General features: G+C 62.1%; 15 protein-coding genes. 8 read left to right on the forward strand and 7 right to left on the reverse strand.

Annotated features, from left to right (window positions below; all coding sequences use genetic code 11):
* The first annotated feature begins 67 nt into the window (after positions 1-67).
* Positions 68-532, forward strand: coding sequence for an RrF2 family transcriptional regulator (locus EFB14_RS24595; protein WP_126829238.1), 465 nt, complete (start codon positions 68-70; stop codon positions 530-532).
* A 49-nt stretch (positions 533-581) separates the two neighbouring features.
* On the opposite strand, the gene EFB14_RS24600 is transcribed toward EFB14_RS24595, so the two are convergent.
* Positions 582-1,703 (reverse strand): acyl-CoA dehydrogenase family protein, encoded by a 1,122-nt coding sequence (locus tag EFB14_RS24600; RefSeq protein ID WP_126829239.1) that lies wholly within the window; start codon positions 1,701-1,703, stop codon positions 582-584.
* A 163-nt stretch (positions 1,704-1,866) separates the two neighbouring features.
* On the opposite strand from EFB14_RS24600, the gene EFB14_RS24605 reads away from it, so the two are divergent.
* A complete protein-coding gene (locus EFB14_RS24605; protein WP_183604909.1) occupies positions 1,867-2,643 on the forward strand; it encodes a metallophosphoesterase family protein in 777 nt (258 codons plus the stop codon).
* A gap of 112 nt (positions 2,644-2,755) precedes the next feature.
* On the opposite strand, the gene EFB14_RS24610 is transcribed toward EFB14_RS24605, so the two are convergent.
* Both EFB14_RS24610 and EFB14_RS24615 read right to left on the reverse strand, forming a co-directional pair.
* Positions 2,756-5,941 (reverse strand): efflux RND transporter permease subunit, encoded by a 3,186-nt coding sequence (locus tag EFB14_RS24610; RefSeq protein WP_126829241.1) that lies wholly within the window; start codon positions 5,939-5,941, stop codon positions 2,756-2,758.
* Positions 5,938-7,116, reverse strand: a complete 1,179-nt coding sequence (locus EFB14_RS24615; RefSeq protein ID WP_126829242.1) for an efflux RND transporter periplasmic adaptor subunit — start codon at positions 7,114-7,116, stop codon at positions 5,938-5,940. The genes EFB14_RS24610 and EFB14_RS24615 overlap by 4 nt, the downstream gene beginning before the upstream one ends.
* A gap of 643 nt (positions 7,117-7,759) precedes the next feature.
* On the opposite strand from EFB14_RS24615, the gene EFB14_RS24620 reads away from it, so the two are divergent.
* From EFB14_RS24620 to EFB14_RS24630, 3 genes are read left to right on the forward strand one after another with little or no spacing between them, the layout of a single operon-like run.
* Positions 7,760-8,224, forward strand: coding sequence for a MarR family winged helix-turn-helix transcriptional regulator (locus EFB14_RS24620; RefSeq protein ID WP_126829243.1), 465 nt, complete (start codon positions 7,760-7,762; stop codon positions 8,222-8,224).
* Entirely contained in the window at positions 8,217-9,434 is a 1,218-nt protein-coding gene (locus EFB14_RS24625; RefSeq protein WP_126829244.1) for an HlyD family secretion protein, read from the forward strand. Before EFB14_RS24620 ends, EFB14_RS24625 begins: the two co-directional genes overlap by 8 nt.
* Positions 9,427-10,968: a DHA2 family efflux MFS transporter permease subunit gene (locus EFB14_RS24630; RefSeq protein ID WP_126829245.1), complete on the forward strand. Its 1,542-nt coding sequence runs from the start codon at positions 9,427-9,429 to the stop codon at positions 10,966-10,968. Before EFB14_RS24625 ends, EFB14_RS24630 begins: the two co-directional genes overlap by 8 nt.
* On the opposite strand, the gene EFB14_RS24635 is transcribed toward EFB14_RS24630, so the two are convergent.
* The 3 genes from EFB14_RS24635 to EFB14_RS24645 are packed head-to-tail and all read right to left on the reverse strand — an operon-like array spanning position 10,969 to position 12,901.
* Positions 10,969-11,586: a DNA-3-methyladenine glycosylase gene (locus EFB14_RS24635; RefSeq protein ID WP_126829246.1), complete on the reverse strand. Its 618-nt coding sequence runs from the start codon at positions 11,584-11,586 to the stop codon at positions 10,969-10,971.
* 52 nt (positions 11,587-11,638) lie between these two features.
* Positions 11,639-11,953, reverse strand: a complete 315-nt coding sequence (locus tag EFB14_RS24640; RefSeq protein WP_126829247.1) for a hypothetical protein — start codon at positions 11,951-11,953, stop codon at positions 11,639-11,641.
* Positions 11,954-11,992: 39 nt separating this feature from the next.
* Positions 11,993-12,901, reverse strand: a complete 909-nt coding sequence (locus EFB14_RS24645) for a LysR family transcriptional regulator (protein WP_126829248.1) — start codon at positions 12,899-12,901, stop codon at positions 11,993-11,995.
* Between the two features lie 118 nt (positions 12,902-13,019).
* Between EFB14_RS24645 and EFB14_RS24650 the strand changes: the two genes are divergently transcribed.
* Positions 13,020-13,760 (forward strand): SDR family oxidoreductase, encoded by a 741-nt coding sequence (locus EFB14_RS24650; protein ID WP_126829249.1) that lies wholly within the window; start codon positions 13,020-13,022, stop codon positions 13,758-13,760.
* 274 nt (positions 13,761-14,034) lie between these two features.
* On the opposite strand, the gene EFB14_RS24655 is transcribed toward EFB14_RS24650, so the two are convergent.
* Positions 14,035-14,946, reverse strand: a complete 912-nt coding sequence (locus EFB14_RS24655; protein WP_126829250.1) for a LysR family transcriptional regulator — start codon at positions 14,944-14,946, stop codon at positions 14,035-14,037.
* Between the two features lie 167 nt (positions 14,947-15,113).
* On the opposite strand from EFB14_RS24655, the gene EFB14_RS24660 reads away from it, so the two are divergent.
* Both EFB14_RS24660 and EFB14_RS24665 read left to right on the forward strand, forming a co-directional pair.
* Entirely contained in the window at positions 15,114-15,929 is an 816-nt protein-coding gene (locus EFB14_RS24660) for an alpha/beta hydrolase fold domain-containing protein (RefSeq protein ID WP_126829251.1), read from the forward strand.
* Positions 15,930-15,975: 46 nt separating this feature from the next.
* Positions 15,976-17,166 (forward strand): efflux RND transporter periplasmic adaptor subunit, encoded by a 1,191-nt coding sequence (locus EFB14_RS24665; RefSeq protein ID WP_126829252.1) that lies wholly within the window; start codon positions 15,976-15,978, stop codon positions 17,164-17,166.
* The last annotated feature ends 11 nt before the right edge of the window (positions 17,167-17,177 follow it).

The raw sequence follows: 17,177 nt of genomic DNA on the forward strand, positions 1-17,177 counted from the left end.
CACGCTTTTGGCGCTATTTGCCTGCTATTGGGCAGGATGAATACTGCGATTCCAAAAGGCGACGACGATGCTGACGAAAAAGGGAAAATACGGGCTGAAAGCACTGGTCGATCTGGCGCGGCTGGCGCCGGGTGAAACCGCCTTCATCAACGACGTCGCGGCCCGCAACAATATCCCGAAGAAGTTCCTCGATACGATCCTGCTCGAACTGCGCAACGTCGGCATCCTGCGCTCGAAGAAGGGGCCGGGCGGCGGATATTCCCTGTCGCGGCCGGCTTCTGAAATCCGCATCGGCCATGTCATCCGCACGCTGGACGGCCCCTTGGCGCCGATCCGCTGCGCCAGCCGCACGGCTTACGAGGCCTGCGACGACTGCGCCGATCCGGAAACCTGTCAGGTGCGGCGCTCGATGACCGATGTTCGGGACGCGATCGCCGACATTCTCGACAATATGACCCTCGAGCAATTCGTCGCAGACGGCGGCCGCATCGAGGCCGAGAAGGAAGAGTTCCCGATCTCCGCCGCCAGCTAAAGCGGCGGCAAGCGAACCTGAAAGATTACGGCGCGTCGGCCGGACCGCTTCAGGCCGCGCCGGGCTTCGACGTATATTCTCCGGCAGCATGCATCAGCTGATCCCGCGGCAGCGACAGTGCATGGATGCGGGCATTACGCCAATGCCGATCGAGATTGAGCCCGATGCCGGCCGATGTTTCCCCCGCAAGTTCGAACAGTGCGTTTGCGGTGCCGAGCGCCGTTTCCCCGGCAAGGATCGCCGCCGCCGAAGCGGAGAAATGCGCGTCCGCCATCGTTGCTCCTACAGGGTTGACCTGAGCGATGTCGAGCTTGCGGCCGGCCCGTTCAACGGCTGCCGCCGTCGTTTCGATGCGGATGGCGTGTTCGCCGAGCCGGGCAAAGACGGCGGTGCGGTCGCCGATCGCGGTCATCAGGTCGGTCCATGCCGCCCGCGCAATGCCGAGGCTCACGCCAGCCTTGAGCAGCAGGCCGAGCGAGATGCCGGTCGAATATCCCGAGGGGGCAGGTGCAATTGCATCGGCATTGACATGGAAACGGCCGACGATCGCCGTCGCCGATCCGTTCGTGCGCTGGCCGAAACCGTCCCAGTCGTCGACCACCTGGATGCTTTCGTCGCCGCGCGCGAGGTAGAGCGTCACCGGGCGGCTGGGCGGTGCGGTGGCGGCAGCGGCGATCCAGTCGGCGAAGAGAATGCCGGGCGCCTGGCGTGTGCGCCCGCTCAGCCGGTAGCCCGGGCCTTCGGCCGTCAGTTCGGTGCCGTCGATGAAGGTGGCGGCTGCGAAGCGGTCACCCTCCAGCACACGGGCAAACAGCGATGCCTTGAGATCCTCGGCGGCTTGCGTGCGGAGGGTTTCCAGCACGCAAAAATGGTTTTCCAGCGCCTCGCCGATCGAGGCATCGCCCTCGGCGATGATCGCAACGATTTCGGCAAGCAGGGCGTTCGAGACGTCGAGCCCCTGATGGTCGGGCGGAATGGTGATTGCCGTCAGGCCCGATGTCGATAGCGCGTCGAGCTCGGCATGGGGCAGGATGCGGTTGATGTCGCGTTCGCTCGCCTGCCGACGGAATGTGGCGGCAAGGTCACGTGCCGTCGAGATCGCCTCCTCTTCACTTTCGATGCGGTGCGCGGGAGGCCTCAGGCTGTCATGAAACTGCGATACCGTTCCCATCGGTCACTCTTTCCTCGACGCATACAGGAGTGAGGGATCGGCCCTCGAATGATAAGGTCGGTTTTTCTCCAAAACCGGCATGTGTTGAATTTTTTTACCCGCTTGATTGCCTTGTCCCACGCTCTACTTACGGTTAGTTCGGGTTATTCGATCGAGAGACATGATGAGCGACACTCTTGCTCGCAAAAGCGAGGTTTGGAAAATGGCACGCCAGCCGAGGCCGCGTCTGACGCTGGATATTGCCGAGACCCCGACCTATGCGATCGGCGACATTCACGGCCGGTACGACCTGCTCGTGAAAGCCGAGGAGGCAATCCTGCGCGACGGCGCGCAACTGCCCGGGCGCAAGCTGATCGTGACGCTCGGCGATTATGTCGACCGCGGCCCGGAATCGGCGCAGGTCATTTCCCATCTCATGGAGCCGCCGCCGGAGGGCTTCGATCGCATCTGCCTCGCCGGCAATCATGAAAACACCATGCTCGACTATATCGACGGCTGGGTCTCCTATGACGACTGGATGCGCATGGGATCGGCGGAGCTGCTCAAATCCTATGGCCTCGATCCGGAGCATCTGCCGCTGGTCTTTCCCTCCGGCGCGCAGCTCGACTCCTTCATCCGCCACTCGCTGCCGCGGACGCATATCGATTTCATGCGGGCGATGCCGGTCATGCTGGACACGCCCCACGTGCTGTTCGTGCATGCCGGCATAGATCCGGCACAGCCGCTCGCCGCGCAGACGGACGAAGATCTGGTCTTCATCCGCCATCGTTTTCTGGAAAGCCGGGTGCCCTTGCCGAAACTCGTCGTTCACGGTCACACGCCTAACGACGAGCCCGACATACGCTCGAGGCGGCTTAATCTCGATACCCGCGCCTTCCGCAGCGGCAAGCTCACCGTCGCCCGCTTCTGGCAGGGCCGGGTGCATCTTTTTTCCACCTGACTTCGCCGACCTAGACCATTTCCGTTTTTCTCCGAATCACGGAAATGCTCTATCTCTTTGTTTTCACGCAATTCCGGACGCAAAACCGCTATGCACTTTTGCTGGAATTGCTCTAAACCGTTTCCCTCTCGATCGGCACGGCTTCGACCGGCCTTTCAGCCGGCTGGCTGCGGCGCCAGCCGCGCAGCACGACGTAGAAGACCGGTGTCAGGAACAGACCGAAGAGCGTCACGCCGAGCATGCCCGAGAAGACGGCGGTGCCGAGCGACTGGCGCATTTCCGCGCCGGGGCCGGTGGCGATGGCAAGCGGCAGAACGCCGAAGATGAAGGCGAATGCCGTCATCAGGATCGGGCGCAGGCGAAGGTGGCTGGCCTCGATGGCGGCCTCCACCGGCGACTTGCCTTCCTCTTCCGCTTGTCTCGCGAACTCGACGATCAGAATGGCGTTCTTGGCGGCGAGGCCGATCAGTACGATGAGGCCGATCTGCGTCAGGACGTTGTTGTCCATTCCCCTCAGCGAGACGCCGATCAGTGCGGCAAGCACCGCAAGCGGCACGATGAGAATGATCGCCAGCGGCAGAACCCAGCTTTCATACTGCGCCGCCAGTGCCAGGAAGACGAAAACGACAGACAGGGCGAAGATGTAGATGGCCGTGTTGCCGGTGTGGGTCTCCTGATAGGCAAGCTCCGTCCATTCGAAGGTGGTGCCCTGCGGCAGGATCTTGGCCGCCAGCGCTTCCATCTTCTTGATCGCGTCGCCCGTTGATGTGCCCGGGGTCGGATTGCCCTGGAGTGGCACCGAGACGTACATGTTGTAGCGCTGGACAAGCGCCGGGCCGCTGGAATCCTGGATATCCATCAGGGTCCCGAGAGGCACGAGCGCGCCCGTCGCCGAGCGGACCTTCAGGGCGAGAATGTCCTCCTTGTCCATGCGGTACTGCCGGTCGGCCTGGGCGCGGACCTGGTAGACGCGACCGAACGCATTGAAATCGTTGACGTATGAGACGCCGAGATTGATGGAAAGCGCGTTGAAGATATTGGGGATCGGCACATTCAGGAAGCGCGCCTTGTCGCGGTCGATCGACAGGAAATATTGCGGGCTCGCATCCGAGAATGTCGTGAAGACGCCGGTCAGTCCCTCCGTGGTTGCCGCAGCCCCCATCATCTGGCGCGCGAGGCCGAGCACGCGTGTCATGTCGGCATTTTCAAGGTCGGAGATCTGCATCTTGAAGCCGCCGGAATTGCCGACACCGCGCACCGATGGCGGTGGGATGGCGATGATGAAGGCTTCCTGGATGCTCTGCAGCTTGCCGAAGAGCTCGCCGATGATCTTGTTGGCGTTCTCGCCGCCTTCTTCACGTTCGGCAAAGGATTTGAACGGCACGAAAACGACGCCCGCATTCGAGGCATTGGTGAACGTTGCCCCGCTGAAGCCGGCAAATTGCACGGCATTGCCGACGCCGGGCACGGTGCGGGCTATATCGCCCACCTTCTTGACGACGGCATCGGTGCGCGCAAGCGAGGCGCCGTCGGGAAGCTGCACGACGATGATCGCGTAACCCTGGTCCATGGTCGGGATGAAGCCCGAGGGAACTCTGGTGCCCATGTACCAGGTGGCTCCGAGCAGGCAGGCAAAGGCGACCATCGAGCAGGTCAAACCTATCCAACTGCTGACCAGATGCCGGACGATCCACGAATAGCCGGAACTCATCCGGTCGAAGCCGCGATTGAAGCCGTTTGCAAGACCAGTTCCGAGGCGTGAGGCGATACTCTTGCGCCGCGTTTCGTGATCATGGGCTTTGAGCAATATGCCTGCGAGCGCCGGCGAAAGCGTCAGGGAATTCAAAGCCGATATCGCTGTCGTGACCGAGATCGTAACGGCGAACTGCCTGTAGAACTGGCCTGAAATGCCGGGAATGAAGGCCGTCGGCACGAACACCGCGATCAGCACCAGGGAGATGGCGATGACGGCGGTCCCGACTTCGTCCATCGTGACATGGGACGCCTGTTTCGGCGTCATGCCGCGCGCCAGATTGCGCTCGACGTTTTCCACCACGACGATCGCATCGTCGACGACGATGCCGATTGCGAGCACGAGGCCGAAGAGCGTCAGCATGTTGAGGGAAAAGCCGAAGGCCAGCAGGATGGCGAAGGTCCCGATCAGCGAAACAGGGATGGCGACGATCGGTATGATCGCCGTCCGCCAGGATTGCAGGAAGACGAGAACGACGATCGCCACCAGGAGCGCCGCTTCGGCGATGGTTCTGTAGACCTCGTTAATCGAATCCGAAATGAATTCGGTCGTATCGTAGACGATGCGATATTCTAGGCCCTCCGGGAAATTCTGCGAAACCTCCTTCATGAGGGTCTGGACCTGATGCGCCGTATCCAGTGCATTGGTTCCCGGCCGGGCGAAAATGCCGAGGGCGACGGCGGGGTCGTTGTTGAGATAGCTGTTGGTGACGTAATCCTGCGCGCCGAGCTCGATGCGGGCGACATCCTGCAGCTGCACGAGCCGGCCCGATGCCGTCGATTTGACGATGACATATCGGAATTCGCGCGCGTCGGAGAAGCGTCCCTCCGTTCGCACCGTATATTCGAACGCGTTCTTGCCCGTTACGGGCGGCGCGCCAATCTTGCCGCCCGATACCTGGACGTTCTGGTCCCTCAAGGAGGAGACGACGTCGTCTGACGTCATGCCGTAGGCGGAAAGCTTTTCAGGATCCAGCCAGATGCGCATCGAATATTGGCGCTCGCCGAAGATCTGCACGTCGCCGACGCCGTCGAGGCGCACGAGCACGTCGCGGATACGGTTGCGGGCGTAGTTCGAGACGTAAAGCTGGTCATAACGATGCGAGGGCGACAGCAGATGCACTACCATCATCAGATCGGGCGAACTCTTGTCGGTGGTCACGCCGAGCCGCTGGACTTCCTCGGGAAGGCGCGGAAGCGCGATGGAAACGCGGTTCTGGACGAGCACCTGGACCTTGTCGAGATCGGTGCCGAGCTTGAAGGTGATCGTCAGCGACATGGCGCCGTCAGCGCTGGAGTAGGAGGACATGTAAAGCATGTCTTCGACGCCGTTGATCTGTTGTTCGAGCGGCGTCGAAACGGTGTCGGCGATGGTCTGCGGATCGGCGCCCGGATAGGAGGTGCGCACGACGATGGTGGGCGGCGCGATCTCCGGATATTGGGAGACCGGCAACTGCGTATAGGCAATGCCGCCGACGACGAGAAACAGGATCGAGATGACGGCCGCGAAGATCGGCCGGTCGACGAAGAAGTGCGCAAATCTCATTGTCCGCTCTCCGCGCCGGCAGTTTCGGGCGCAGTATCCTGCCGCTCTTTCGGCAGTTCGGTCATTTGAGGTGTGATCTTTGAACCCGGCCGAGCGCGGATCAGGCCATTGACGATGATCGTCTCGGTACCGTCGAGGCCTTCGCGGATGACACGGTAGCCGTAGAGACGCGGTCCCGGTCTCACGGGCTTGGTCGAAACCTTGCCCTCGGCGTCAACGACATAGACGACGCGTTCATTCTGGTCCGCGCCGATCGCCTCGTCGGGGACGAGAATGGCCTGGTATGTGTTGGAGGCTTCGACCTGGATGCGGCCGAAGAGGCCGGGCTGAAGGACGAGATCGGGGTTGGGGAAGCGGGCACGGAGACGAATGGTGCCGCTTTGATTGTCGACCCGGTTCTCGGCGAAATCGAGCTTTCCCTTGAACGGCTTGGCATTGGGATCCGAGATCGTGACGGATACATCCAGTCCGCCGCCGCCCTGCTGGAGCTCCTTGCCGAGCTTGCGCGCCGTGTCGGCGAAATTCAGCAGGCGGCGCTCGTCGACGTCGAAATAGAAATCGATCGGGTCGAGAGAAACGATCGTGGTGAGCACGGTCTGGTCGGTCTGTACGAGGTTGCCGGCCGAAACCAAGCGGCGGTCGATGCGGCCGCTGAGCGGGGCCTTGATCTCGGTATATTCCATGTCGAGAGACGCGCGATCGGCTGCGGCCTGCGCACCGCGGACATTGGCCTCGGCTGAATCGAATTCGCGGCGGCGATCGTCCAACGTCTGAGCCGACTGGCTGCCGCTCGAAGCGAGCGATTGCGTGCGCTTATACTGCGCATCGGCGTAGACCAGGGTGGATTGCGCCGATTCGAGCGCGGCCTTTGCCTGATTGAGCGCGGTTACGAACGGCCGCTGATCGATGACGAAGAGCAGGTCGCCCTGCTTGACCAGGGCGCCGTCCTGAAAATGGATTTCCTGCAGGTAACCGCCGACGCGTGAGCGAACGGAGACCTCGTCGACCGGCTCGAAACGGCCGATGAACTCGTCGCTGTCGATGACATCGCGCACAACAGGCTTGGCGACGGTGACGGGAGGAGGGGCGGCCGGTGCGCCCTGCGCCATTGCGGCGAGAGGCATGAAGGTTGCAACACAGCCAAGCACCAATATCCGTCGAAGCGCGTAAGTCATACCGGTCCCTCCAATCTCGACGGCCGATCGAACGCCGCCGAACCTAAGATGAAGTGATGCTATTCTTATCTTGCTGCTTTGAACGAAGGCCTTTGCCCCCGTGATTTCCCCCGGCGTCCAATCCTTGGAAAGGAAGGCCGGCACGCAATGCACATCGGAAAAATCGTAACGCTATCAAATTGGTTATAAACGGCAGCGGCGAAAAATAGCAAATGCCAATTGGGTGCTGTTCCTGAATCCATGCAAACGTCACGGGGCGGCGTGAGCTCTCGACGATCTCGTCGCAGCCGGCGACGGGACGGCGAACCCGGCCCGGTCAAGCTCCGGTTCCAGCCTGCGAAAGATATGATGGTCGATCTCATCGGCGTGGCGCAGGGCGCCAATCTGGGCGTTTTGCGACGATGACGTTGCAGCACTGCTTATCGAACGGACGATCGCACCAGCAGCAGCTGCAGCATGCTTTCGAAGAACATCATGAAGCCCTCCGATCTGGGGAAGGGAAGGCTGCAAGGCAACCCCGACCATAGCTGCGGCATTTTGGCCGCGATTGCTGAATCTGCCGCTCGCGCTCTTGTGCGATGCACATGCTCAATATATCTGCCGATATCATAAGTATGCTTATAAATAGCCAGCGCAGGTTTTCATGAACGCGACACCCACCCTCGGTTTCCTTCTCCACGACGTCGCACGGCTGCTGCGCAAGCGGTTCGAGCAACGGGCGAAGTGCCTTGGGCTGACCCGGTCGCAATGGCAGACGCTTGCGTATCTCTCGAACAACGAAGGCATTCATCAGGGCGGCCTTGCCGACATCCTCGAAGTCGAGCCGATCACGCTGGTGCGTATCCTCGATAAGCTGGCAGAGCGCGGGCTGATCGAGCGCCGCCAGCATCCGACCGACCGGCGCGTCTGGCTGCTCTATATGCGCGAGGAGGCGCATCCGCTGCTCGCCGAAATGCGCGAGCTCGGCGATGTTACCCGTGGGGAGGCGCTGGAAGGCGTTTCGACAGAGCAGCGCGAACAGCTTTTCCAGATTTTATCCACAATGAAGACGAACCTGGTCCAGGCATGCCGGACCCCGGTTGACGAGAACGAGCTGAACGATGGCTGATCACCCCCCCTTCCGCGTCGTCGCCGACGCCAAGTCCCCCGTCCAAGAAAACGAAGCGAAACAGCAGGAAACGGTAGCCGAAGCGCCTTCATCCAATTCAGCGCCGGCTGCCGCCGTGGCTGCGCCTGGCGGCATCAAGGTCCGCCGCCGGCGCAGTCTCACGCGGCCGATCCTGTTCGCCCTGCTGCCGGTGGCGCTCGTCGTCGGCGGTTATTACTACGTCAATGGCGGCCAGGTCATGTCGACCGACAACGCCTATATCCAGGCCGATATGGTCGGGCTCACCACCGACGTCTCGGGCATCGTCGATGAGATCAACGTGCATGAGAACGAGGCGGTCAAGGCGGGGCAAGTGCTCTTCAGCCTGCGGTCGGATTCCTTCAAGATTGCGCTCGATGGCGCCAAGGCTCAGCTCGGCGCGCAGCGCAACCAGATCATGAATACCAAGGCCAGCTATCAGCAGTCGCTCGCCGAGATCACGCAGGCGCAAGCCGATCTGCCCTATTATCAGGATCAGTTCGACCGGCAGCAAAACCTCGTCAACAACGGCAGCGCGACGCAGTCGGCCTATGACGAAGCCAAGCACAATCTGGAAGCCGCGCAGCAGAAGGTTACTGTTGCCAAGGCGGAAGCCGCAACGACGCTTGCCCAGCTCGGCGGCAATGCCGACCAGCCGGTCGAGGAAAATCCGCTCTACCTGCAGGCCAAGTCGCAGGTCGACAATGCCCAGCGCGAACTCGACCACAGCGTTGTCAGGGCGCCGTTCGACGGCATCGTCACCAATGTCAATGCGTTGCAGGTCGGCTCCTACCTGCAGGCTTCGCAGCAGGCCTTTTCGCTTGTTTCCACCAACCATCTGTGGATTGCCGCCAGCCCGAAGGAAACCGAGCTGACCTACGTCAAGCCCGGCCAGACGGCCGATATCTATGTCGACACCTATCCGGGTGTGATCTGGAAAGGCAAGGTCGAGAGCATCAGCCCGGCCTCCGGCTCCAGCTTTTCGCTGCTGCCGGCGCAGAACACCACGGGTAACTGGGTGAAGGTCGTCCAGCGCATTCCGATGCGCGTCAGCATCGAGGATACCGACGGCAAGCCGCCGCTTCGCGTCGGCATGAGCACGGTCGTCGATGTCGAGACTGGACATGCCCGCGGTCTGCCCGATTTCGTCAACAAGCTTCTGGGCCGGCCTCAGGGCAAGGACCATGAGTAACGCTTCCGCTTCCCCGGCGACGCCGGTCGCCAATCGCGGCGCGATCACCGCCTGCGTCATTCTCGCCGTCATCATGCAGGCACTGGACACGACGATCGCCAATGTCGCGCTGCCCTATATCCAGGGCAGCGTGTCGGCCTCCGCCGACCAGATCAATTGGGTGCTGACCTCCTATATCGTCGCGGCGGCAATCATGACGCCGCCCTCCGGCTTTCTTGCCGCCAAGTTCGGCCGCAAGCGGGTTCTGCTTGTCGCCATCGCGGGCTTCGTGGCCGCCTCCGTTCTCTGCGGCCTTGCGCAATCGCTGAACCAGATCGTCGCCTTCCGCCTGTTGCAGGGGCTGTTCGGCGCATCGCTGGTGCCGCTTTCCCAGGGCATCCTCCTCGACATCTATACGGTCGAGGAGCGCGGCTCGGCCATGGCCCTTTTCGGCGTCTCGGTCATGGTCGGGCCGGTCCTCGGGCCTGTCATTGGCGGCTGGCTGACCGACCATATCAGCTGGCGCTGGGTGTTCTATATCAACGTGCCGATCGGCGCGCTCGCCTTCATGGGTATCGTCGTCTTCGTCACCGAGACGAAAAGAGACCTGCTCGCCAAGCTGGACTGGTTCGGCTTCGGGATGATGAGCCTTGGCATCGGCGCGTTGCAGCTCTTCCTCGACCGCGGCGAACAGCTCGACTGGTTTTCCTCCGCCGAAATCATGCTCGAGGCGCTGATCTGCGCCTCCGCCTTCTACCTGCTGATCGTCCATACGCTGACGGCGGAGAAATCCTTCGTCAATCCGAAGCTGTTTCTCGACCAGAACTTCACGATCAGCATGATCTTCATCTTCGTGATCGGCATCACCTATCTCGCCTCGCTCGCGCTGATGACGCCCTATCTGCAGACGCTGATGGGCTATCCCGTGATCACCGCCGGGATCGTCATGGGACCGCGCGGGCTCGGCACCATGCTGTGCATGTTCATCGTCGGGCGGTTGATCGGCAAGGTCGATACGCGCTGGCTGCTGGTGCTCGGTCTCGGCCTCACCGCCTGGGCGATGTACGACATGACCAGCTGGACGCCCGATGTCTCGCAATGGACGATCGTTTCCGTCGGTTTCGTCCAGGGCGCCGGCCTCGGCTTCCTCTTCGTGCCGCTGACGACGATCGCTTTCGCGACATTGCCTGCTCATATGCGCGGCGACGGCACCGGCCTCTACAATCTGTCGCGAAACATCGGCTCGTCGGTCGGCATTTCGATCGTCTCGGCGCTGATCGTCGAGAACACGCAGAGCAATCATGAATCGATCGCCGCCTACGTGACGCCGTTCAACCACGCTTTCAACGCGGCGGCGGCGCAGGGCCTCAGCCCGCTGACGGCGGCCGGCCGCGCATCGCTCAACGAGATCATCACGCTGCAATCGACGATCATCGCCTATATGGACGATTTTAAGCTGCTGATGCTGATGTCGCTTGCGGTCATCCCGCTGGTGCTGCTGCTGCGCAAGCCGAAGGCAGCGCCCGCCGTCGACCACAGCGCAGTGATGGAATAATCAGCGGAACGGCTTGCTGAGATAACGCGATCCCTGAATGCCGAAGCGCCATGGTGCTTCGGCATTTTTGGTGATGCCGATGCGTTTTCCCGAGACGGTCGGCACCGGCGCCGACGGCGTGATCGCATAGGGCGGACGGTCGAGCAGCCTGTCGTTGATGGCGATATCGATGCCGAGCGCCTGGCAGAGCTTGCCGGGACCGCTGCAGAGCGCCGTCAGCATGTCGGTGCCGCGCCGCTCCATCATCGCGGGGATTCCTGTTTCCGGCTCCAGCGCACGGATGAGTGCCGCCGAGCCCGGATGACAGACGAAGTTCAGGCACCAGTACATGCCATAGATTCGGTAGATGTAGACGTTGCCCGGCTTGCCGTACATCGCGCCGTTGCGTTTTGTCGGGCCGCGGAAACTGTGCGAGGCCTCGTCATCGGGGTAATAGGCTTCGGTCTCGGTGATGCGACCGCCGACGCCATTGACGGTCAGGTGGCAGCCGAGCAGGTCGCGAGAGACGGCGATCGCGTCGCGTTCGAAAAACGCTCTGAGGCCTTCGCCGGCAAGTGCGCCAACGCCGATTGCACCTGATGTCGTTCCACCGTCGGTCATGGCCGAGGCAGATAACATTCGCCGTGCCCGTCGTCATCCCAAAACCGTTTCAAGCCATTGGGCAGCGGGATTAGCGGCCGGCATTCGGATCGCGCATCGGGATCGAGGATGAGGTGACCGAGACGGGGTCGCTTGCCGGGAAGGAATCTTCCAGACCCTCCTCCAGTTCCTCTTCGAGCAGGGCGGGATCCTTGTTGCGCGCGCCGTCGCCATGCAGGGGTTCGATTGCCGCGGCAAGCAGGGCCTTGGCCCGCGAGATGGCGTTCTCCGAGGTCAGCTCAGGCGTGCTTCGCAGCCTCACGGCGATGCTGTCTTCACCTTCCCAGCCGAATTCGACGACGAAGCCGTCTTCCGTCTGGTAGACGGTGATATCGTTGAGTGCCATGGCCGTTCTCCGAGGGCGCTCATATTAGCAAGGCGCGTTTTAGTGAAGCGCGTTTTCGGAATTTTGTCGAGCGAAGACCTTCACCAGCCAGTCGACGAAGACGCGCACACGCGGCGAAAGCTGGCGGTTGCGGGGGTAGAGCAGGGAGACCGGCGTCTGCGTCGGCGGAAAATCCGGCAGCACATGGACCAGAGTGCCCTCGGCAAGGTCCTTTTCGGCATGATAGCGCGGGATCTGGATCAGGCCGAGGCCCAGCCTCGCGGCTGAAACATAGCTTTCGGCGGCGTTGACGGCGACGGTTACGGGAATGGCGACGTTGCGTAGCGTGCCGTCGACGATGAATTCGAGTGGCAGCAGGCTGCCGGTGCTGCTGGAATGAAAGCCAACCATGCGATGGCCGGCAAGCCCGTCAGGATGCTGCGGCAGGCCATGGGCCGCGATATAGGCGGGGGAGGCGAGCGTGATCTCGTCCAGCATAGCGACACGCCTGATGATCATATCGCTATCCTCGGGCGTGCCGGCGCGCAGCACGCAGTCGATGCCTTCGCGCACCAGATCGACCAGCCGGTCGCCTTCGCTCATGTAGAATTCGATCTCGGGATAGGCCTCGAGGAAGGACGGCAGGCTCGGCAGCACGAAATGGCGTGCGAGCGTACCGTGTACATCGACGCGCAGCAGACCCTTTGGCCTGGCGCCGGCAAAGGCGCCCTCGGCATCCTCGATATCGGCAAGGATCGACAGGCAACGCCGGTAATGGGCCTCGCCGTCGAGCGTCGGGCTGACGTGGCGCGTCGTGCGCTGGAGCAGGCGTACGCCGAGGCGGGCTTCGAGCTGCTTGACCGCGTCGGTAACAGTCGAGCGCGGCAAGCCGGTGTCTTCCGCGGCAAGGGTAAAGCTGCGGCGTTCCACGATGCGGCAAAATACCCGCATGGCATCGAATCTGTCCATATTCTTTGTTCGCCATCGTCGGATAGTGATGCCGAAGAATGCCTGATTATCCGCCAAGAGAAAAGCGGCATCCTCCTCTCACGAAAACGCGCTGTGGCGCAGGTGAAGGAGAATGAAAATGGCCAGCGACGAAAACAAGGTAGCACTGGTGTCCGGCGCTTCACGCGGTATCGGCGCAGCAGTCGCCCGACGCCTTGCCCGGGACGGCTTCACCGTCGTCATCAATTATTCCGGCAGTGCCGCTCGGGCCGAGGAACTGGCGCGGGAGATCGAGCAGGCCGGCGGCAAGGCGCTGACGGCAAAGGCCGATGTCAGCGATGCGCAAGCCGTCCGCCACATGTTCGATGCGGCGGAAACCGCCTTCGGCGGCGTAGACGTGCTGGTCAACAATGCCGGCATCATGATGCTCTCCCCGCTCGCCGAGGCTGACGATGCCAACTTCGACCGCCAGGTCGCCGTCAACCTCAAGGGCACCTTCAATACGCTGCGGGAAGCAGCCAAGCGCCTGCGCGGCGGCGGCCGGATCATCAACTTCTCGACCTCGGTCGTTGGATTGAAGCTCGAAACCTACGGCGTCTACGCCGCCACCAAGGCTGCCGTCGAAACGCTGACGGCGATCATGGCCAAGGAGATGCGCGGCCGCAATATCACTGTCAACGCCGTCGCGCCCGGCCCCGTCGCGACCGAGCTTTTCCTCAACGGCAAGTCGGAGGAACTCGCCGCCCGCATGGCGAAGATGAACCCGTTGGAGCGCTTGGGCACGCCGGAGGACATCGCATCCGCAGTCGCCTTCCTCGCCGGGCCGGACGGCGGCTGGATCAACGGCCAGACGCTGCGCGCCAATGCCGGCATGATCTGACGGAGGCGGGCGGCTTCAGGCTACCGACGATCGTGGGAAGATGAGGAGCAAGCCGTCATCGCAATTATGTGAACGATGATTGCGGCGTTTCCATTTTACAATCTTTCGGAGAGTGCTTATAAAAGATTATCGCGAGAGAGTGGAATCCCTGCTGCTCTCTTTCGAACCTCCAGAGCCTGCCGTACCCTTCTGCGGGTGCGACAGGCCCGATGTTTAAAGTCATTGCGGCCCGCTGAAGGTTTCCCCTGCCTTCCGGGCCGTTTCTGTTTTGCCCTTAACGGTCGTTCAGTCTGGTCTCTGCCAGAAGTTTCACCAGCCAGTCGACGAAGACGCGCACCTTGTTGCTGAGGTGGCGGTTCGGAGGGTAGACGACGTAGAGCGGCAATGGATCGCGGCGCCAGTCCGGCAGGACCTCGACGAGTTCACCCCTGACGATCGGCTCGCGCGCCATGAAGATCGGCACCTGCGCGATGCCGAGCCCCGCCAGCGTCGCGGTAAGGTAGGTGCGGCTGTCGTTCACCGCGGCGATGTAGCGGGGGGTAATCTCGATCACCTCATTGTGCCGGCGGAACTCCAAAGGCACCGTGCGGTTGTTCTGGGCGCGGAAATAATTGACCGAATGGTGATCGGCCTCCAGATCCTCCGGCCGTTCCGGCATGCCGAAGCGCTCGATGTAGATCGGCGAGGCACAGGTGATCAGCTCGACCTCGGAGACGCGGCGCGCAATCAGCGACTGGTCGGCCGGTGTGCCGGCGCGCAGCGCGCAATCGACATTTTCCGCGAGGTAATCGACCGTGCGGTCACTGACGCCGAGGTCGATGCGGATATCGGGATAGCGCTGATAGAAATCGCAAAGGGCCGGAACGATGATCGAATCGGCAAAGGCGCCGGCCATTTCGACGCGTAGCCGCCCGCTCGGCAGGCTCTGCGAGTTGGAGAGACTGCCGTCGAGTTCCTCCAGTTCAGAAATGATCTGAGCAGCGCGCTCGTAATAAAGCGCGCCGTCCGTGGTCACCATGACCCGGCGCGTGGTACGGTTCAAAAGCTTGGTGCGCAGATGCGCCTCCAGGCCCTGGATAAGATTGGTCACCGTCGCCTTGGGCATTGCGAGCATGTCGGCGGCGCGGGTGAAATTGCCCGTCTCCACGACGCGGATGAAGACGCGCATTGCCGAAAGCTGATCCATCGGTTTTCAAATCCGCAGTTTGCATTGCACTATTATTCGAGAATTGGAACAGTGTTATCGCGATATCGCTTCTTATTCCCTGATCTGAATAACAATATCTTTTTTGTACAAAATGCAAGTGTCAGGCGTTGTCCGCTTATGGCTTGCACGCAAAAGAGACCGGGACCATGACGGTGGAATGGAAAGATGTGATGCTGGACAAGGTGGCCATCGGCCCCGTTTCCGCACGCATCTACCAGGGCGCCGATTACGGCAAGGGTCCGCCGATCGTGCTTTACCTGCACGGCGGTGCATTTCTAGACAGCGAGAAGAACGTCGACCGGCCGGTGGCAATCAGCCTCGCCAAATCAGGCGCCATCGTCGCCGCCGTCGATTACAGCACGCTCTCCGGCAATATGTTTCCGAAGGCGCTGGAAGTTTCCTTCTCGGTTTTCACCTATCTCGCCAACAAGCAGCGCGCCGGTCTCGGCGATCGCAAATCGCTGCTCTTCGTTGCGGGCGAAGAGGCAGGCGGCAACATTGCAGCCGGGGTGGCGCTGAAGGCGCGTGACCAGATGCCGGATGCGCTTGACGGTCAAATCCTGATTTCGCCGCTGCTCGATCCATTCATGGGCACCTCTTCCATCCGCAAGGCCGAAGCGATCGGCATGCGCCAGCGCTGGACGGAAGGCTGGAGCCATTATCTGAGCGGTGGCGGCTGCCATCCTTATGCGGCGCCCTGCCTCTGCTCGCGCATTTCAGGCGTTGCCCCCGCGCTGATATTTACAGCGGAGGACGATCCTCTGCATGACGAGACACTTGGTTACGGTGCCCGCCTGAAAAAGGCCGGCGTCGGCGTGCGCCAGCATGTCCTTCCCGCCGGGACGGGCTGGCCCTCGATTTATGGTGGGAAATCCGGGGAAGCGCCCGACTGGCAGGAACACGTCAGCCGTCATTTCGGAAGCTTCCTTCAGGACGTAAGCGTCCAACCGCAATTGCATTGAAGAAGACCTGATATTTCGGCGGTCTTGAGCCGCAAGGAGAGTACTGATGACGTCCAGAAGTAAACGCTGGGCCCTCGTGGGCGCCGGCTTAGGCCTTGTTGCGTCCGTTTCCGGCGCCGCATTGTTTTTCGAACTGCCGATGAGCGCGACCGCCACGGCCGCTTCCGCCCCCGCACAGGCTCCCGCTGTGCCGGTGACGGTCGCCGTCGTCGCCGCACGCGACGTGACAGCCTGGGAGAATTTCTCCGGCCGTCTCGAAGCGGTCGACCGCGTGCAGGTACGCTCCCGCGTCGCCGGCGCCATCCAGTCGGTGGCCTTCCGTGAAGGTGCGCTGGTGAAGCAGGGCGACCTGCTCTTCACCATCGACCCAGCTCCCTACCAGGCAAGCGTGGCGCAGGCTCAAGGCCAGGTCGCTTCGGCCGAAGCCAAGGTCAGCCTGGCGCAGACCGAACTCGACCGCGGCCATAGGCTTTCCGACAACCGCACCATCTCCCAGAGCGATCTCGATCAGCGCCAGAGCGCGTTGGCCGAGGCTCAGGCGGGGCTGCGTTCGGCGCAGGCCGCACTGCAATCGGCCCAGCTCGATCTCGATTATACGCAAGTGCGGGCTCCGGTTTCCGGCCGCATCGGCAAGATCGAGGTGACCGCCGGTAACCTCGTCGCAGCAGGTTCTGCCTCACCGGCGCTGACCACGCTCGTTTCGGTCGATCCGATCTATGCGAGCTTCAACGCCAGCGAAGAGATGGTGACGCGTGCCCTTGCCCAGCTTCCGCAGACGGACAGCGCCTTGCCTCCCGTCGAGCAGATTCCGGTCGAGGTCGGCACGCTGACGGACAGCGGCACGCCGATTAAGGGCAAGCTGCAACTGATCGGCAACGAGGTCGACGCCTCCAGCGGCACGATCGGCGTGCGCGCCGTCTTCGACAATCCCGGCGGGCGTCTCATCCCCGGCCAGTTCGTGCGGGTGCGCATGGGCCAGCCGAAGGCTGAGAACAAGATCGTCATCAGCGACCGTGCCGTCGGTACGGACCAGGACAAGCGGTTCGTCTTCGTCGTCGATGCCGAGAACAAGGTCGCCTACCGGCAGGTCCAGCTCGGCACACTGACCGACGGGCAGCGGGTGGTCGAAAGCGGCCTGAACGCCGGCGAGAAGATCGTCGTCAACGGCCTGCAGCGCATCCGTCCCGGTGCCGTCGTTGCACCGCAGATGGAAGAGAAGGTCGCGACCGCGCAGTAAAGACTTCGCCT

The sequence above is a fragment of the Rhizobium fabae genome (genome assembly GCF_003985135.1).
Lineage (GTDB): Bacteria > Pseudomonadota > Alphaproteobacteria > Rhizobiales > Rhizobiaceae > Rhizobium > Rhizobium pisi.